13 protein-coding genes and 1 riboswitch are annotated in these 16,927 nt (G+C 27.8%); of the genes, 1 reads left to right on the top strand and 12 read right to left on the bottom strand.

Annotated features, from left to right (window positions below; all coding sequences use genetic code 11):
• Positions 1–38 precede the first annotated feature (38 nt).
• The 9 genes from TY07_RS03430 to thiD form a co-directional block, all read right to left on the bottom strand.
• Positions 39–3,530 (bottom strand): AAA family ATPase, encoded by a 3,492-nt coding sequence (locus TY07_RS03430; protein WP_042395376.1) that lies wholly within the window; start codon positions 3,528–3,530, stop codon positions 39–41.
• Positions 3,517–4,737, bottom strand: coding sequence for an exonuclease SbcCD subunit D (locus tag TY07_RS03425; protein WP_042395374.1), 1,221 nt, complete (start codon positions 4,735–4,737; stop codon positions 3,517–3,519). The genes TY07_RS03430 and TY07_RS03425 overlap by 14 nt, the downstream gene beginning before the upstream one ends.
• A gap of 102 nt (positions 4,738–4,839) precedes the next feature.
• Entirely contained in the window at positions 4,840–5,031 is a 192-nt protein-coding gene (locus TY07_RS03420; protein ID WP_042395372.1) for a hypothetical protein, read from the bottom strand.
• A 150-nt stretch (positions 5,032–5,181) separates the two neighbouring features.
• Positions 5,182–5,685, bottom strand: a complete 504-nt coding sequence (thiW, locus tag TY07_RS03415) for an energy coupling factor transporter S component ThiW (RefSeq protein ID WP_042395370.1) — start codon at positions 5,683–5,685, stop codon at positions 5,182–5,184.
• Positions 5,686–5,720: 35 nt separating this feature from the next.
• Positions 5,721–6,344, bottom strand: a complete 624-nt coding sequence (gene thiE / locus TY07_RS03410; protein ID WP_042395620.1) for a thiamine phosphate synthase — start codon at positions 6,342–6,344, stop codon at positions 5,721–5,723.
• Positions 6,345–6,361: 17 nt separating this feature from the next.
• Positions 6,362–6,967 carry an energy-coupled thiamine transporter ThiT gene (thiT, locus tag TY07_RS03405; RefSeq protein ID WP_042395368.1) on the bottom strand — a complete coding sequence of 202 codons (606 nt, stop codon included), beginning with the start codon at positions 6,965–6,967 and terminating at the stop codon, positions 6,362–6,364.
• Between the two features lie 78 nt (positions 6,968–7,045).
• Positions 7,046–7,699: a thiaminase II gene (gene tenA / locus TY07_RS03400; protein ID WP_042395366.1), complete on the bottom strand. Its 654-nt coding sequence runs from the start codon at positions 7,697–7,699 to the stop codon at positions 7,046–7,048.
• Between the two features lies 1 nt (position 7,700).
• Complete coding sequence (gene thiM, locus TY07_RS03395) at positions 7,701–8,507, bottom strand: hydroxyethylthiazole kinase (protein ID WP_042395363.1); 807 nt, start codon at positions 8,505–8,507, stop codon at positions 7,701–7,703.
• A gap of 23 nt (positions 8,508–8,530) precedes the next feature.
• Entirely contained in the window at positions 8,531–9,328 is a 798-nt protein-coding gene (thiD, locus tag TY07_RS03390) for a bifunctional hydroxymethylpyrimidine kinase/phosphomethylpyrimidine kinase (protein ID WP_042395362.1), read from the bottom strand.
• Between the two features lie 160 nt (positions 9,329–9,488).
• A riboswitch (TPP riboswitch) is annotated at positions 9,489–9,590 on the bottom strand.
• Between the two features lie 583 nt (positions 9,591–10,173).
• Here thiD and TY07_RS03385 point away from each other — a divergent pair.
• Positions 10,174–10,902, top strand: coding sequence for an HAD family hydrolase (locus tag TY07_RS03385; RefSeq protein ID WP_042395359.1), 729 nt, complete (start codon positions 10,174–10,176; stop codon positions 10,900–10,902).
• 52 nt (positions 10,903–10,954) lie between these two features.
• Here the strand turns inward: TY07_RS03385 and TY07_RS03380 are convergent, their stop codons facing one another.
• From TY07_RS03380 to TY07_RS03370, 3 genes are all read right to left on the bottom strand, one after another.
• Positions 10,955–12,910, bottom strand: a complete 1,956-nt coding sequence (locus TY07_RS03380) for a beta-galactosidase (protein WP_042395357.1) — start codon at positions 12,908–12,910, stop codon at positions 10,955–10,957.
• 280 nt (positions 12,911–13,190) lie between these two features.
• Entirely contained in the window at positions 13,191–14,579 is a 1,389-nt protein-coding gene (gene melB / locus TY07_RS03375) for a melibiose:sodium transporter MelB (protein ID WP_198133968.1), read from the bottom strand.
• Positions 14,580–14,767: 188 nt separating this feature from the next.
• Entirely contained in the window at positions 14,768–16,840 is a 2,073-nt protein-coding gene (locus TY07_RS03370; protein WP_042395351.1) for an alpha-galactosidase, read from the bottom strand.
• Positions 16,841–16,927 lie beyond the last annotated feature (87 nt).

Raw genomic sequence — 16,927 nt, 5'->3', positions numbered from 1 at the left:
ATAACTTCTATAGGAGGTATTAATATTTTTTTCTTTATTTAACTTCTTTCAATCTTAACCTTGCTTCCACCCATTCCAGCTTCTGCAGGAGTAATTATAAGTTTAACAGGAACCCTATTTTTAATTGATTCAACGTGGCTTATTATACCAACCTTCAATTTATCATTATGAATTCTTTCAAGTGAACTCATAACAACTTCTAAAAGATTATCATCTAAAGTACCAAAACCTTCATCTAAGAAGAACAATTCAAGTGGTGCTGTACCCTTAAGTTGAATTTCTGCTGATAACGCAAGTGCTAAAGCAAGTGACGCTAAGAAGGTCTCCCCTCCTGAAAGTGTAGATGCATCTCTTTCTGCTCCACCATTTTTATAATCTCTAATTATAAATCTTCCATCTTCATCAACTTCTAAACCATAATTTCCATTAGTTATTTCCTTTAGCTTTCTACTTGCCTCAAGTGAAACATACTTAAGTCTTGTAGCTGCAACAAATTCAACAAACTTTTTACCTTTAAATAATTTATCTAAATCATTTAACAACGCAAGCTTGTGATCTAATTCTTCTTTTTGCTTTAATAAATCTTTTAATTCTAGCATCTTTTCTTCTATGACCTTAAGCTCTTCTTGAAGTTTAATTTTTATTTCATTATACTCTTTAACTTTAATTTCCTTTTCCTCTTTTTCATTTTGTATATTAACCCATTGTTCTTCAGTTAACTCTCTATTTCCAATCTTCTTAGAAATGCTTTCAATAGCTCCCTTTATTTTTGCTAAATCATCATTATACTTATCAATTTCAACCTTTAAAGCTTCTATTTTAACCTTCTCTAAAACATTCTGTTTAACTTCATCTTCACTTAAAAATCCTTCTTCTTTTAATGCCATATCAAGCTTTTGCTTTTCTTCTTCTTTTCTTTTATAAAGTTCTTTTCCTTTTGAAGTAATACTAATTAATTTAGAATTACACTCTTCATAATTTTTATCTGCTTCTTCTTTTGCCTTTTCTGTAAAGATATAATTGTCTTCAATTATTTTCATTTCTTTTTGAACTTTATTTAATATTTCTTCTATATTATCTATATCTTCAACTTTACTTTTTATTTTTAATAAATTTTCTTCTCTAACTTTATTTTTTTCATCTAAAGTTGTATTAATTTTAGCTAATTCTTGATCAGTATAATTTAAATTATTTCTTGCCTCTTCTTTTTCTGTATTTAATTCATCTATTCTATTTCTATAGCTTTTTATAACTTTTTCTATTTCTTCTCTTTCATTTTCAATTTTATTTATTTCAGTATTTTTAGTTATAAAATCTTCAACATTAGTTTTTTCTCTAAGAATACTTAATTTTTCTTCAACTTGCTGCAAATTTTCTTCTTGCTTTTTTTTATCTTCTAATAATTCATTTATTGTATTTTCATTACTATTAATTTTAGTTTCTAATTGTGTATGCTTAAGTTTTAAATTATTACATTCTTCTTTTAAATTCTTTATTATATTTTCAAGCTCTTCCTTTTTAATATTGTAATCATTTATCTTAGTTTTTAAATCATTCATTTTCACTTGAAGATTAAGTACTACTTCTTCATTAAAATCTTCACCTAAATCTTTAATTACTGCTTCATTTTCTTTTATTTTTTCCTTTGCAATACTTAACTTAGCTTCTATATCCTTTATGCCATTAAATAACTCAAGAGATAGTTTTTCTTTTAAATCTATGCTTTCTTCTAGATTAGTAACATCCTTAATATCTACATGCTTAATTTTTTCCTTATGATGTTCAACTGAACCACAAACTGGACAAATATCTCCATCTTTTAATTCTTCTCTTAATTTATGAGCCAGGTTTTCTCTTTCTATTTCAAGTATTTCTATTTTTATTTTTTTAACTTCATTTTCTAAATTAATATACTCTTCTTTTTTAGGTTCTAAATCTTTGCTTAATAATTCAATAGCATTTTTATTTTTTAATAATTCTTCATTTGCCTTTTTAAATATATCTAACTTCCCTTTAAGTTCAGAGTATTTTTCTTGCATATCAAATAAATCATTTTGATTTCCCGGGCAATTTTTAATTAATTTTTCTAAAGTTTCTTCATTTTCTACTAATAAATTATCTTTCTTATCTAATTCAAGCTTTAATAATTGTTTTTCATCTAAATATTTTTTTACTTCGCCTCTATTAGCTTCTATCTTAACTTTATACTCATTAACTATCTTAAATAAATTATTATAATCTCGGGTGATAACTACTCCTTCTTGAACATTTTCTTTTAACTCTCTTTGAATATTTAAAGTATCCCTGTATTCTTCCTTTTCTTTTAATAACTCATTTCCCTTTTTTAATCTCTTTTCACAATCAATTAATTTTTCATTATTTTCCTTCTTCTTTTTAAGTAATTCATCTGCTCTTTTATTAATTTCTTTAATTTCATTTTCTAAATCAATTAAAGCTTTTTTATCCTTTATTGCTTCCTTTATTTTTTCTTCTTGAACCTTATATTCTGGCAATTTGCTATCTTTATTTATTCTAGCTTTATTCCATTCTTCTTCAAATTTAGCCTTTTTCTCTTTAAGCTCTTCACATTTTACTTTAAGTTCACTTAATTCTTTTTCTGTAAAGTTAATATTTTTTAATGTTTCTTCATAAGAAATTATATATGGATTAACTTTATTTGCAGCTTCAGCAGCTTTAACCTTATCCTTAAATAAATTTATTTCATCAGCTTTTTCAATAAGCTTGCTTTCTTTAGTCTTATAATCTTTAACTTCAAGTTGCATATTCCATAATTCAGTATTTTCTTTGAAACTTTTTTCTATTGCTTTAAGTTCTTCATTAGCCTTTTCTAAATTTCCAATACTTATATTTAGTTCTTCTTCTTTTTCTCTTTTCTTTTCTTCACTTATATCTTCATATCCCATAAGCTGACCTAGAAGAACACTATTTTCAGTTCTTTCTTTTGTTATTTGTTTAGATAATTTACTTGAAAGCTTATCCCCATACTCACCTAAGTTGAAAAGTCTTTCTAACATTTCTCTTCTTGGTTTTCCTTCAAGCTTTAAAAACTCTGAAAACTTACCCTGTGGCAAAACAACAGTCCTTGTAAAATCCTCTAAACTTAAACCAATTACTTCTTTACATTTATCAGTTACAGTTTTAACCTTATCAGCTAAAACCTCTTCTCCATTAGTTATATCAACTATTTTACACTTCCCTGATACAGGATTTCCTGATTTTTTATCTCTTTTAAATTCTCTATTAACTAAATACCTTTTAGTTTCTGCTCCTGATATTTGAAACTCAAAACTAACATTTAACCTATCACAATTTGTATTTATATAATTAGAGCTTTTTCTCGAAACATCTCCATATAAAGCTAATGTAATACCATCTAAAACTGTAGACTTTCCACTTCCTGTTGGCCCAAATATTCCAAATAAACCACGATCAGTTAATTTTTCAAAATCTATAGTTTGCTCTTCTATAAAGCTATTTAATCCCTTTATCTTAAGCTTAATTGGTCTCATTTTCATCCCCCTCTTCATTTATTAACTTTAATAATAAGCTTACAACTTCTTCATCAGCTTCTACATTTCTTTCTTTCTTATAAAACTCTCTAAATATTTCTTCAAATGATTTTTCTTGAATACTAATAGCACTTTCATCATCAGCTTCATTTTGAAGTTTTGGTATTATCTCCAAAATATCCTTTTTAATTTCCTTCATTTTCTTTATTTCATCTTCTCTTATATATCTGTCGCACTTAATCTCTAAATAAACCCAACAATCTCTATCTTTATTTTTTTCACATCTCTCAATTGCATCATCGATACTTTCACATTTCCAAACTTCAATAGGCTTGTAGACTTTAAATTCTACTTCATTTATTTTACATTCTTCTTTTGCTTTTATATCCACAATAAAACACTTCTTTGTAATATTTATTTCCTTTTTATTATAATGAAGTGGTGAACCTGAATATCTTGCCCTTTTATTAGTACCTGGTACAACTTGAGGCTTATGTACATGTCCTAATGCTATATACTGAGCTTCTTCTGGTAAACATGATCCATTAACAATGTAACTTCCACCAAGCTGAATACTTCTTTCTGAACCACCTTCTTCACTTCCCATAGCAAATAAATGTGAAACCGCCAAATTTATAGTGTCTTCTCTATAATTTTTCTTTAATGAATCAAATAATGATTTTATTCTTTCTCCATAAGTCTTTAATCTATCTTCATCACTATCCATTTCCCCATAAAGAACCTCATTTAATCTTTTTTCACTTGGATATGGTACAGTTAGTATTACTGCTTTTTCATTATTAATTTCTATTTCAATAAATCCTTCACCAGAATTAATAACCTTATGTTGACCATATTCTCCACATTGCACAACAGTTTTAGGGGTTCCAACCATTATTATTCCATGCTCCATAGCAAGTGGCCCTGCTGCAACTAACCTTTCAGGATTATCATGATTACCTGCAATAATTAAAGTTACTCTTTCTCCATTTTTAGAAAGCTTTTTTAATGTGTCATAAAACATTTTTTCGGCTCTTGCTGGTGGATTACTGCTATCATAAACATCTCCAGCAATAATAACTAAATCTATTTCATTATCTTCAACTATATCTATAAAATCCTTTAAAAATAATTCCTGTTCATCCATTCTACTTGCACCTTCTAAATTCTTTCCTAAGTGCCAGTCTCCAGTATGTAGTATTCTCAAAACATAACCTCCTCTTATAATTAACTCATTATTAATTATTCCTATTATTTAATTATAACAAAAAAGATGATACATTTCTGCATCATCCCTTTTTACTTTCATCTATTTAACTTCTTTGCACCAGCTAGAAGATATTCTTGAATTATCTATATAGCCTAAATAACTATGTCCAACTTGTACTTCTCTTCCATCATATTTATTGATTTGATCTTTATTTAATTTCTCAACTCTTTCATCGCTAGATAGGTATACATCCTTACTAAAAATATATCTTTTTTCCTTACAAAATATCATAGTTTGTCACCTCGAATATTTATTTATTACAAATATATTATACACCCTTTTACTTATATACCCATCTAAGTTGTAATTTTCTAATTTCTGAATAATTTTATTCATATTTTTTACAATTATGCATTTTACAGAAAAATTAGAATAATTATTCTAATTACTCAATAAAAAACTTCTTAATGTATTTAATTTTAATATTATATAAGCAATAATACTTCCAACTATAGAGCTTATTGAAAATGGAATAATGTAAACAAATAAAGCAACTTCCTTTCCTAAAACAAAGGCTGCCAATGGATATGCTAGCAATGCACCTATTATTCCAGTTCCAATCACTTCTCCAACAACAGCTATCTCTACTTTTTTAAACTTTTTATATAATATAGCAGCTAAAAATACTCCAACCATACTTCCTGGAAAAGCTAATATACTTCCCGTTCCTAATATATTTCTTAATAATGATGATACAAAAGCACACGAAATCCCATATGCAGGTCCTAATGTAACTGCCGCAATTACATTTATCAAATGTTGTATTGGCGCCACCTTTGCTCCTAATACTGGAATAGACAATGATCCTAATATAGTCGCTAAAGCTATTAATATTCCGCATATAACTAATCTTTTCGTTGCGTCTTTACTTTTAGTTAATTCCATATATAATTCCCCCAAATACTTTTTTATCAATTTTGTTATTCACTAATTTTCTTTACCCATTTTTCACATTCTAATCTTATATCATTAGCTTTTAATATTGCTGAAACAACAGCATATCCATCAATATTATATTGCTTTAATTTATCAATATTATCTAAAGTTAAACCTCCAATTGCTACAATTGGTAAATTGACTTCTTTCTTAATTTCACTTAACCTATCAACTGTTACACTTTTTGCATCTAATTTTGTTGTAGTTGTAAACATAGCTCCAACCCCAAGATAATCTGCTCCATTTTCTTTAGCCCTTATAGCTTCTTCTACTGTTCTTGCAGATACACCAATAATTTTATCTTTTCCAGTAAGCTTTCTAACTTTATCTACTGGTATGTCACTTTGTCCAACATGAACGCCATCAGCATCACAAAGCATTGCAATATCAACTCTATCATTAATAATAAATTTCACATTATATTTTTTAGTTAAATTCCTAAGCTTCATTGCCTTGTCTAAGAATTCCTTACCACTAGCATTTTTTTCTCTTAATTGAAGCATCGTTACTCCACCCTTTAATGCTTCTTCAATACAATTATAAAAATCTCTTCCTTTTAAAATATCTGAATCTGTTACTAAATAAAGTTTTAAATCTTTCATTTTTATCACCTTTTTTCTAATATTTATGCTGCAATATCTTTAACATTAGCTATTTTTTTAAATCTCTCTAAAGGAATTATAGATAAAAGCATTATACATAAAATACCTTCAACTCCAGCACTAGTAAAATTATATAAGAATGAATAAAGATAAGTATTCATCCCTTCCGGTGCAAACTCTGCAAAAAATACTACACCTGAAACAAAATAAGAAAATACACTTAAAGTAACTGCAAATAACCCTCCTAAAATCACCTTATATTTCTTATCACTACCAAAAACACATGTAAAACCTAAAGCCATTGGCCCAAACAAACAATCTAAGAAAAATTGAACTGGATGTATTACATATGCTCCATTTAATAATGATAAAAAACCCCATATTAATCCACCTGTTATACCTGCAGTTCTACCATATAATAATGAAAGTATCATTATTGGTAACATAGAAAATAAAGTAATTCCACCACCTTGAGGATATTTTACAAACTGAATTAAACTAAGCATAAATGATAGTCCACTCATCATTGCAATTACTACCATTTTCTTTGTTGTTATAGGATTTCTTTTTAAATCCCTAAAATAAAATGCAAATAATATTGCTGATATTATCGCTATAAAAATAACCATATTACTTACCTCATCTTAAAATAAATTTTATCTCATGGTTGGTCATTGTAACACTCAACCTAAAACTAAAAATTCAGTTTATTTATTTGCCATATTCCAAAACTCCATTTCATAAAGACTAGATTTTATAAATATGTCCTTTAGCTTTTCCTTTTTTACTTCTGATATGTCCTTACATATATCATCTATATAATCAATCCACTCTTGTGCACATTCCCTAAACTCATTTGATGCATATCCTTCTATCCATGGAGCATAAAAATTATCTTTTAAGTTTTCCTTATATGTTTCATATAAGTGCTTCCCAATATAATAATAACTCCAAGTACATGGCATTATAGTCATTGCAATATCCTTTGAATCACCTTTTAATGCAATTCCAAGCATGTAATTTGTATAACTTTCAGTTGTTAATTCACTTTTATAAGCTTCTACCTCTTCTGTACTTAATCCAAAGTCTTTTAAGTAATTAACATGAACTGCAGTCTCATCATCTAATACTCCTTTTATGGATTCATGATAAAACTTCATTTCCTTCATAGTTTCTGCTTTAACTAATCCCATAGCAAAAACCTTAGCATAGTCCTTTAAATATAAATAATCTTGAATTAAATAATTTTTAAACTTTTCTTTATCTAAAGTTCCTTCTCCTATTCCTTTAACAAAGGGATGCTCTAAATATCCATCCCAAATTTTCTTAACTTCACTAAATAAAACTTCTGAAAATTTCATATTATTCAACCCTTCCATATTCTTTTAATTTATCACTATTCATTTCATAAATATTGTTCATAAGTTCTTCCTTGAAGCTTCCTATTGCAATATTATTTCTATCGCTTAATTCACCACTTACTCCCATTGTAAGTACCCCAATTGCAACAGCTTCTATCTTACTAACTTTTTCATCAGACTTAATAAGAGAATCATAAGCTCCTAAATAGCTTCCTATTAAGCTTCCTGTCATACACCCTGTACCAGTTACACTCTTTAACTTTGGTGTTCCATTATATATCTTTATAACTCTATTTCCATCACTAATAAAATCAACTTTTCCAGTAGCAACTACCACACATCCAAGCTTTATAGCTACTCTTTTTACTACTTCAGATATATCTTCACCATCATCAAAGGAATCAACTCCTTGTCCTCTTACATCAAGTCCACCTATAAACTTTATTTCAGCTATATTTCCTTTAACAACATCAAATTTAATTTCATTTAATAGTTTATTTGTAAAGTTTATTCTTGTCTTTGTTGCAAAAACACCTACTGGATCTAATATAACAGGCTTATTAAATTTATTAGCTGCCTTTCCTGCTTTAACAAATAAATCTAACCTACTTGAATTCATAGTTCCAATATTAATTACTACTGAGCTAGCAACACTAACTATCTCTTCAACCTCTTCATCAGAATAGCTCATTAAAGGGCTTGCCCCTAAAGCTAATGTTATATTTGCACAATCATTTATTGTTACTTCATTTGTATAATGTAATACTAAAGGATTTATTTCTTTAACTTTATTTATTAATTCAAACATTACTTCTTCTCCTTATCTAAGTCTTAGTCTTCAAATTTATAAAAATGATTTACAGGTCCAACACCTTTGCCTATATCAAAGCTATGTCTTATTGCTTCTGTTATATACTCTTTACTTAATTTAACAGCCTCTACTATGTCATATCCTAATGCTAAATGTGATGTTATTGCTGATGATAAAGTACATCCTGTTCCATGAGTATTTTTTCTATCTAGTCTTTCTTGTTTATAAATTTCAAATGTATCATTTCCTATTAATACATCAACTGCATCACCTTCAAGATGTCCCCCTTTCATTAACACATACTTAGGTCCTAATTCTAATATCTTTCTACCTGCTTCTCTCATATCATCTACATTATTTATTTCTATTCCTGTAATTTCTTCTGCTTCTGGTGTATTTGGAGTTATTATATAAGCCATTGGTATAAGCTCTTCAATTAAACTTTTCTTTGCCTCCGGCTTTAATAATGAATATCCACTTTTAGATATCATGACTGGATCTACTACTAAATATTTAGGATTATATTTTTTTAATGTGTTTACAATTGTGTGAATAATTCCTGGACTTGATACCATCCCTATCTTTACAGCAGCTGGCTCTATATCTTCAAAAACTACATTTATTTGACTTTCTATTATTTCTTTACTTAAATCTTCAACAAGAAAAACTCCTTGTGTATTTTGTGCTGTTATTGCTGTAATGACACTCATTCCATAAGTCCCTATTGCACTAAATGTTTTTAAATCTGCTTGTACACCTGCTCCTCCTGATGAATCTGATCCTGCAATGGTTAATGTGGGTATTTTGTAATTTCTCATATTTCTTCTCCTTTTTAATTTTTAATTTTTCCCAATAAAAAAAGCTATATCCCAACTGGAATATAGCGTTATAATTACAAATAATATATTTACTTTTACTACAAATTATTTAAACTTATACTATGATAAAGTTTAAAAATTACCTTGTAGATTATTTAAAGTATACATTAATAAGCTTTCCTACGCTGGCACTATCCAGATCAGGTACAAGGGTTAATAATTTCTTATCTCTCAGCCTTAATTGGCACCCCTAGCATTTTATATAGTTCTTTATATCCATATTATATAGCATTGTAATTTTTTGTCAACATTTTCTAATATAAATTCTTCTATTTTTTGTCATACTAACTAAAGAAAGTAGATTTTCTAAAGCTACTTAATAAATTTAATGTTTAGATAAGAAGTTTTCTTAAAAATATTAATATTTTTTGTTATAAATGAAACTGGATTCCTTTCAGTCGCTGAGTACACTAAAGTGTACCTTCAACTTGCTAAATTAAAATTTGGAGTTTCAGGCAAGTTCGATTAACTAAATTAAAATTTAGAATCCTCTTTAAGGAAACTCGACTCCTTTCAGTCGCTGAGTAAGTTCGATTAACTAAATTAAAATTTAGAATCCTCTTTAAGGAAACTCGACTCCTTTCAGTCGCTGAGTAAGTTCGATTAACTAAATTAAAATTTAGAATCTCACTTAGTCTTGCATTTTTCGCTTTGGTTTATTATTATATAATGTAATATCTAATTCAGCTTAATTAAATTTTTAAAGTTTATTTAGCTCATCTTACCTATTGGACAGTAAGTTAAAGATATTTTATAAAAGTTTAAAACATAAGGAGGTTTTTTATATGTCAAGAAGAGCAGCATTTTTTGATATTGACGGCACAATCTACAGAGAAGGACTTATTACTGAGGTCTTTAAAAAAATAATTAAATATGACCTAGTTGATGAAAATAAGTGGTATAAAGAAGTAAAACCTGCTTATATTAACTGGGATAAAAGACAAGGCGATTATGATACTTATCTTTTAAAAATGGTAGATGTCTACACTGAAGCAATTAAAGGATTAGATAAATATCATATAGACTATATTGCTAAAAAAGTTATTGAACAAAAAGGTGATAGAGTTTATACATTTTCTAGAGAAAGAATTAAATGGCATAAAGAGCAAGGAGATATTGTAATTGCTATTTCAGGTTCTCCTATAGAATTGGTAAGAGAAATGTCATTAAAATATCATATGGATGATTATAGAGGTACAATCTATGAATTAGATAAAGATAATAGATATAATGGCTATATTACTCCTATGTGGGATTCAGAAAGTAAAGAAAAGGCAATTAAAGAATTATGCAAGAAGTATGATATTGATTTAAGTCAAAGTTATGCTTATGGTGATACTGCTGGTGATTTTACTATGTTTAAAAATGTAGGTATCCCATATGCTATGAACCCAACACGTGAACTTATTTCTAAAATTATGGATGATGAAGAAATTAAAAAGAAAATAAATATAATCGTTGAAAGAAAAGATGTAACTTACAAATTAGATGTAAATTGTCTTTCTCTTATTTAACATAATATAAAAATTTAAAGGTGGTTAATTTAAAAAGTTAACCACCTTTAATTTACTTAATTTTTACTATTTTACTTTCATAGGCCTTTAAATTAATATTATTAAAAATTTTACCTTCTGCTGTGTGGTTCATAATGAAGTAATACTCTTCATCATTTACTTTTCTCTTAACTACTTCAACACCCTTAGGTGATTCTATAGCTTCTATATCAGCTTCTACTATAATTTTTTTAGCTATTAAGTCCATAATATTATTATCTACACCAGTACCTATATAATAAGCTTCACCATTTTTATATTTGTTTAAAGTTATAGCTGATAATTCATTATAAAACTCATCATCATACATAAATAGACTTTCTGCAGTAGTAGTTTTTAGCATATCTCTAAATACAGTTCCACTACCTTCAACTCCATTAAATTCATTTATCCCCTTAACATTAACCTTTTGACCTTCTTGAAGAGATTCTATTTCTTCAACAAAGCCACCTATTAAATCAGTGTAAAAACTTGGATTTAACTGCCCTAATGTTAAATTATTATAGTAATCTTTAATTGCAGTTCTAAAACTAAATACTACTTTACCACCATTTTTAACAAACTCTCTAATTCTTTCTTGAACTTCAGATTTAAATACAATCATTGTTGGTATTAATAAAACTTTATACTCACTAAAATCTACATATGATGGAATGACATCAATATTAACATTATTTTCATAGAAAGGTCTATATAATCTATATACTTCATTTTTATAATCCATTAAAAAGCTTTGTCTTTGAATTCTAAATGATGCCATAGATTCATAATCATAAATTACTGCTATTTCTGATTTTATTTCACTATTTATAACATCTTCATTTTCTTTCATATTATTGAAAAAATCTTGAACCTCATAAAATTTTCTTCTTTTTTGATTATCCTGATCTATTATTCCATAGCAATATTGTTCAGCTCCTTGTGTTGCGCCTCTATATCTAAAATACATAAGAGAATTGCATCCATGAGCCATTGCTTGATAAGACCACATTTTAGCTTGATTTGGTCTTGGTAAATAACCAATAACATCATGTCCTTGTGCTCCCATTATAGCTTCTGTAATCCAAAAATTTTGTCTTTTAGCCCCCCTCATAAAATCTAAGCCACAAGCAATTTCATGTGCAGGAATTGGCTCCCTTTGCCCTCCCCACACAGGATAATTATTATATGCAACTACATCTAGGTATTTTGCAACTTTTGAAAAATCAAAGCTCTTATCAAAATATCCACCTGAAAAGTCATGAATTATAACAGAATCTTCGCCTAATATTTCTTTTAAAATATCTATTTGCAATTTTGCATAATTTTCAACACTTACGCTTCTAAACCTTTCCCATTCCATCCTAAGGCTTGGATTATGAGTAGTTATTGTCTTTGCTGGAACTGGTATTTCATCAAAATCATTGTAAGTTTGCGACCAAAATCTTGTTCCCCATATTTCATTTAATTTATTTATATCATTATTATAATTTTTTCTTAAATAATCTCTAAATGCATTTTTACATTCATTACAGAAACATACATCGCTACCTTCATGACCAAATTCATTATCTATTTGCCATGCAACTATTCCTTCTTCATCTTTAAAATGATTTGCAAGTTCTTTAATTATAATTTTACTATATTTATGATAAGTTTTACTATTAAAACAATATTGTCTTCTTCCACCAAAAACTCTCTTAGTATTATCTTCAAACTCACCTAATACATCTGGATGTTTTTTAGCAAGCCATGCAGGCATTGTTGCTGTTGGTGTACCGAATATTATTTTTAATCCTTTTTTCTTTGCTTCATTTATTACATGATCAAAATAAGAAAAATCAAATAAACCTTCTTCTTTCTCCATCATATGCCAAGCAAATTCACCAATTCTTATAACATTACTTCCAAGCTCTACTATATTATTTAAATCTTCTTCTAACATATCTTCATTCCAGTGCTCTGGATAATAATCTACACCTAAATACATTTTAACAACTCCTGACTACTATTTATAAATAATTTATCTTTCTAAAAATTCTTGTATTTAAATTTATGTTTTATATACTACATATCTAATAAATCAAATTGTAATGTAATTTTTTTATTGATGATAATTAATAAGTAAGAAGTACAAGCTTTAGAAATATACTATTAAATTTATTTGAAAATATAATTGCATAACTTCTAATCATTATTCTTAACTTCTTACCTATTAAAATAATTATTAACTTAAATTTTATTTTACTTGTTTAATATCAATCTAACCTTTATGCAAAGTTAATTTCAGCTTCTCTCTTTTTATTTAATTCTTCCATTATCTTTTCTTGATATTCACCTTGAAGTTTATAACCCTTTACATAAATGAATAATCCTAATAATGTTATTACTGAAGGTACTGCCACCATAAGTATTCTCATACCAAATATTGTTCCTGCAGTTTGTGTTATATTAGGAACATATCCTACTATTGTTAATCCAACACCTATTAACCATCCTGATAAAGCTGATGCTGTTTTAACTAATAATGTTTGGAACGAAGCAACTATACTTTCATTTCTTGAACCAAATCTTACTTCACCATAATCTATAACATCTGCTAACATAACAGTGGTAGCTCCTAGTGTAAATCCTGAACCTAACTTAACTATTATTCCTGATAAAGCTATAAGTGCCGCATTACCTGGAACAAATATTCCTGCTAATAATAGAATTATTAATCCTACTGCTGGTAAATAACATGCTAGTCTAAATACACCCTTTTTACTCATTCTCTTTGAAAGCATTGGGAATAACATAAGTGCAGCTATTTCAGCAAGTCCAGCAAATGCAGTAAATACTTGGTACATATTTTCATTTCCTACAACATACTTAAAATAGTAAATTGACATTCCTCCTGATAATTGAGCAACTAAGTTATATGCAAGTACAACTCCTATAAATACCATAAGTTGATCATTTTCTTTTATAAGTTTAACTGCTTTCTTTAAGCTTGTTTTTTCTACTTTTTTATTTGATTCTGTTACTTTACAACTACTATCTTTAACATTTATAACTGTTATAATTGAAGTAATTATAAAAATTGCTGCAATCACTACTGCAAAAGCTCCATATCCCTTAGTTTGATCACCATTTCCTAACTTATTTACTATTGAAAGTCCAAATGCACCCATTATTAACCATGCACAGCTTGCAAATATTCTTGGTATAACTGACATTTGAGCTCTTTCTTCATTAGTCTTAGATAAAGAAGGTAACATAGACCAATATGGTATATCCATTATTGTATAAGTCATACCCCATAATATATACATAACTGAATAATAAGCATATAGTGAACTTCCTTCTAATCCTGCTGGTCTCTTAAATAAGAATACTAAAACAACTGCATTTATAAGCGTTCCTATTAAAATCCATGGTCTAAATTTTCCCCACTTTGTTTTTGTATTATCAACTATCATTCCCATTGCTGGGTCATTAACTGCATCCCATAATCTTGCTACTAAAAATAAACTTCCAACAAATGCTGGAGCTAGTCCAATTGAATCTGTAAAATAAATCATTAAATAACTAGATACAATTGCATAACATAAATCCTTTCCTAATGCTCCAATTCCAAATGAATACTTTTCTTTAAAAGATAATCCCATAATTCTCATCCTTCCTCATTTTTATTCAATACTAACCCTTTTTTGTAATAGTTTTCACTTACTACATTTTTATATTACCATATCAGTAAACGTTTCACAAGTGTTTTATAGTAAAATTTTAATTATTTTTTACTAAAATTTTTTTATGATTTTATATAAAAAAGATAGCTATTCCAAATAGCTATCTTTTGGATGAATTATTCCTCTATTTTACTTATCTTTATTATAATGCTATCATAATCTCCATATAATTTTAGTTCTAATCCATGATTCATTAAATATCTTCCTGTTTTCACAATAACATTTTTATCAATTTTAACTAAATAGGTACTTTCTTTTTCAAGTGCTCTAAACTTTATAGTTGTACCTCTATGTCCAAGTTCACTTTGAGGTAAAAATGCAAATACTAACCCTTCTTTTCCATTCATGTATTGATAAAGCTTATATTTATTTTTGGAATTATTTTCTAATCTGTAGAAATCACCTTCTTGAACTATATGCCTTATATTCTTATATTCTTCAATTAATCCCTTAGATAACTCTATTTCTTCTTCACTAAATTTTAATATATTACATCCAATACCTAAAGTACCCATCATAGCACTATGATATCTAAACTTCATAGGTATAATTCTTCTTGATAAAAAGTTCGGACAATCAGTTACCCAAGCTCTCATAGCTTTTATTGGATATATATATGAATAATTCTCTTGAATAAATAATCTGTCATAAGCATCAGTATTATCGCTTGTCCAAAAATCATCGAATATTCCTAAAATACCATAATCTATTCTTCCACCCCCTGAAGCACAGGCTTCAAATAGTACATTTGGATGCTTAAGCTTAAGATTTTTTACAATATCATAGACAGCTTCAATATGCTTGTACCAAACATCTCTTTCTAAATTAGTTTGAGACATAGGTCTATTTGCATCCCATTTAATATAATCAATATCATAAGTTGTTAATAAATTATCTAACATATTATAAATAAAATCTTTTACTTCTTTCTTTGTAACATCTAATACATATTGACCTCTAGATGTATCACTTTCTCTACTATCAAAATGATATATCCACTCTGGATGTTCTTTATAGAGATTAGATAACGGGTTCACCATTTCAGGTTCTACCCAAATTCCAAACATCATATCCATAGCCTTTACTTCATTTATTAATGGGTTTAATCCATTTGGAAATTTTTCTTCATTTACATACCAATCTCCAAGTCCATTGTCAATTCCATGTCTTTCTCCAAACCAACCATCATCTACAACAAACAGCTCAGCTCCAATTTCCTTTGCCTTTTTTGCAAGTTTTATTTGCTCATCACAACTCACTTTAAATTCAGTTGCTTCCCATGAATTATATAATACTGGTCTTAATCCACTTCTCAATACATTATCTTTAGCAAAGTTATGGAGATTATGAGTCATAGTTTCAAACCCACTATTACTATAACCTGCTATAATAGCCGGAGATATAAACTCTTCTCCCTGATTAAGCTTTAATAAGAAATCATGTGAATTAATACCTAGTTGTACTAATGTTTCTCCATATTGTGTTTGTTCAATTACTCCACTAAAGTTACCACTTAGTTTTAAAGCACCAAAGAATACTTCTCCTGTGGTTTCTGTTGCATTTTTATCTAAAATGAAATATGGATTATGATTATGAGTAGAAATCCCTCTTCTATTTTCTATAACAATCTTTCCATAGCTAACTTTTTGTGTAAATCTTTGTTGCTCTGCACCCCAATGACCATGTACATTTGAAAAAGTTAAATCTTCATATGGTATATGAAATTGCCCACTATGCACTTTTTCAATTTCAATAACATTTTCCGAATTATTTTTAATAGTCACATATCTTTCAATTAAGTCATATTCTTCATAAACTTTATAATGAAGATTCATATTGAAATCATAATGAATGTCCTTTAATTTTATAACTAGTTCATTTCCATCAACTTCATAACCTTCATAGCTATAAACTAACTCTCTACATCCATCAATAAATGAAGCCTTTAAACAATGTTCTTTATATCTTAAACTACCGTACACCGGAAATTCTTCTTTAGTTATTTCAAAAACAGGATCATTAGTCGATACTTCAACTAATGTTGGCATATCAAAATCATCAACATTTTCAATTTTGCTTCCCCAATATAAATGTCTTACCAACCCCATATTATCTATTCCAAAAACATAACTATTATTTTTACTTTGTAATGCAAATACATTTTTTAATTCATTTATTACAATTCCCATAATTACACCCTTACTTTCACATATTATTTTAGATAACGTTTTCTTAATAAGTATTATAATATATTTACAGTAAAATTTTCAAGTTTT

The organism is Clostridium saudiense (assembly GCF_000577815.1).
GTDB lineage: Bacteria > Bacillota > Clostridia > Clostridiales > Clostridiaceae > Clostridium > Clostridium saudiense.
Note: the sequence above shows the minus strand (reverse complement) of the source record. Positions and strands in the feature narration are given on the sequence as shown.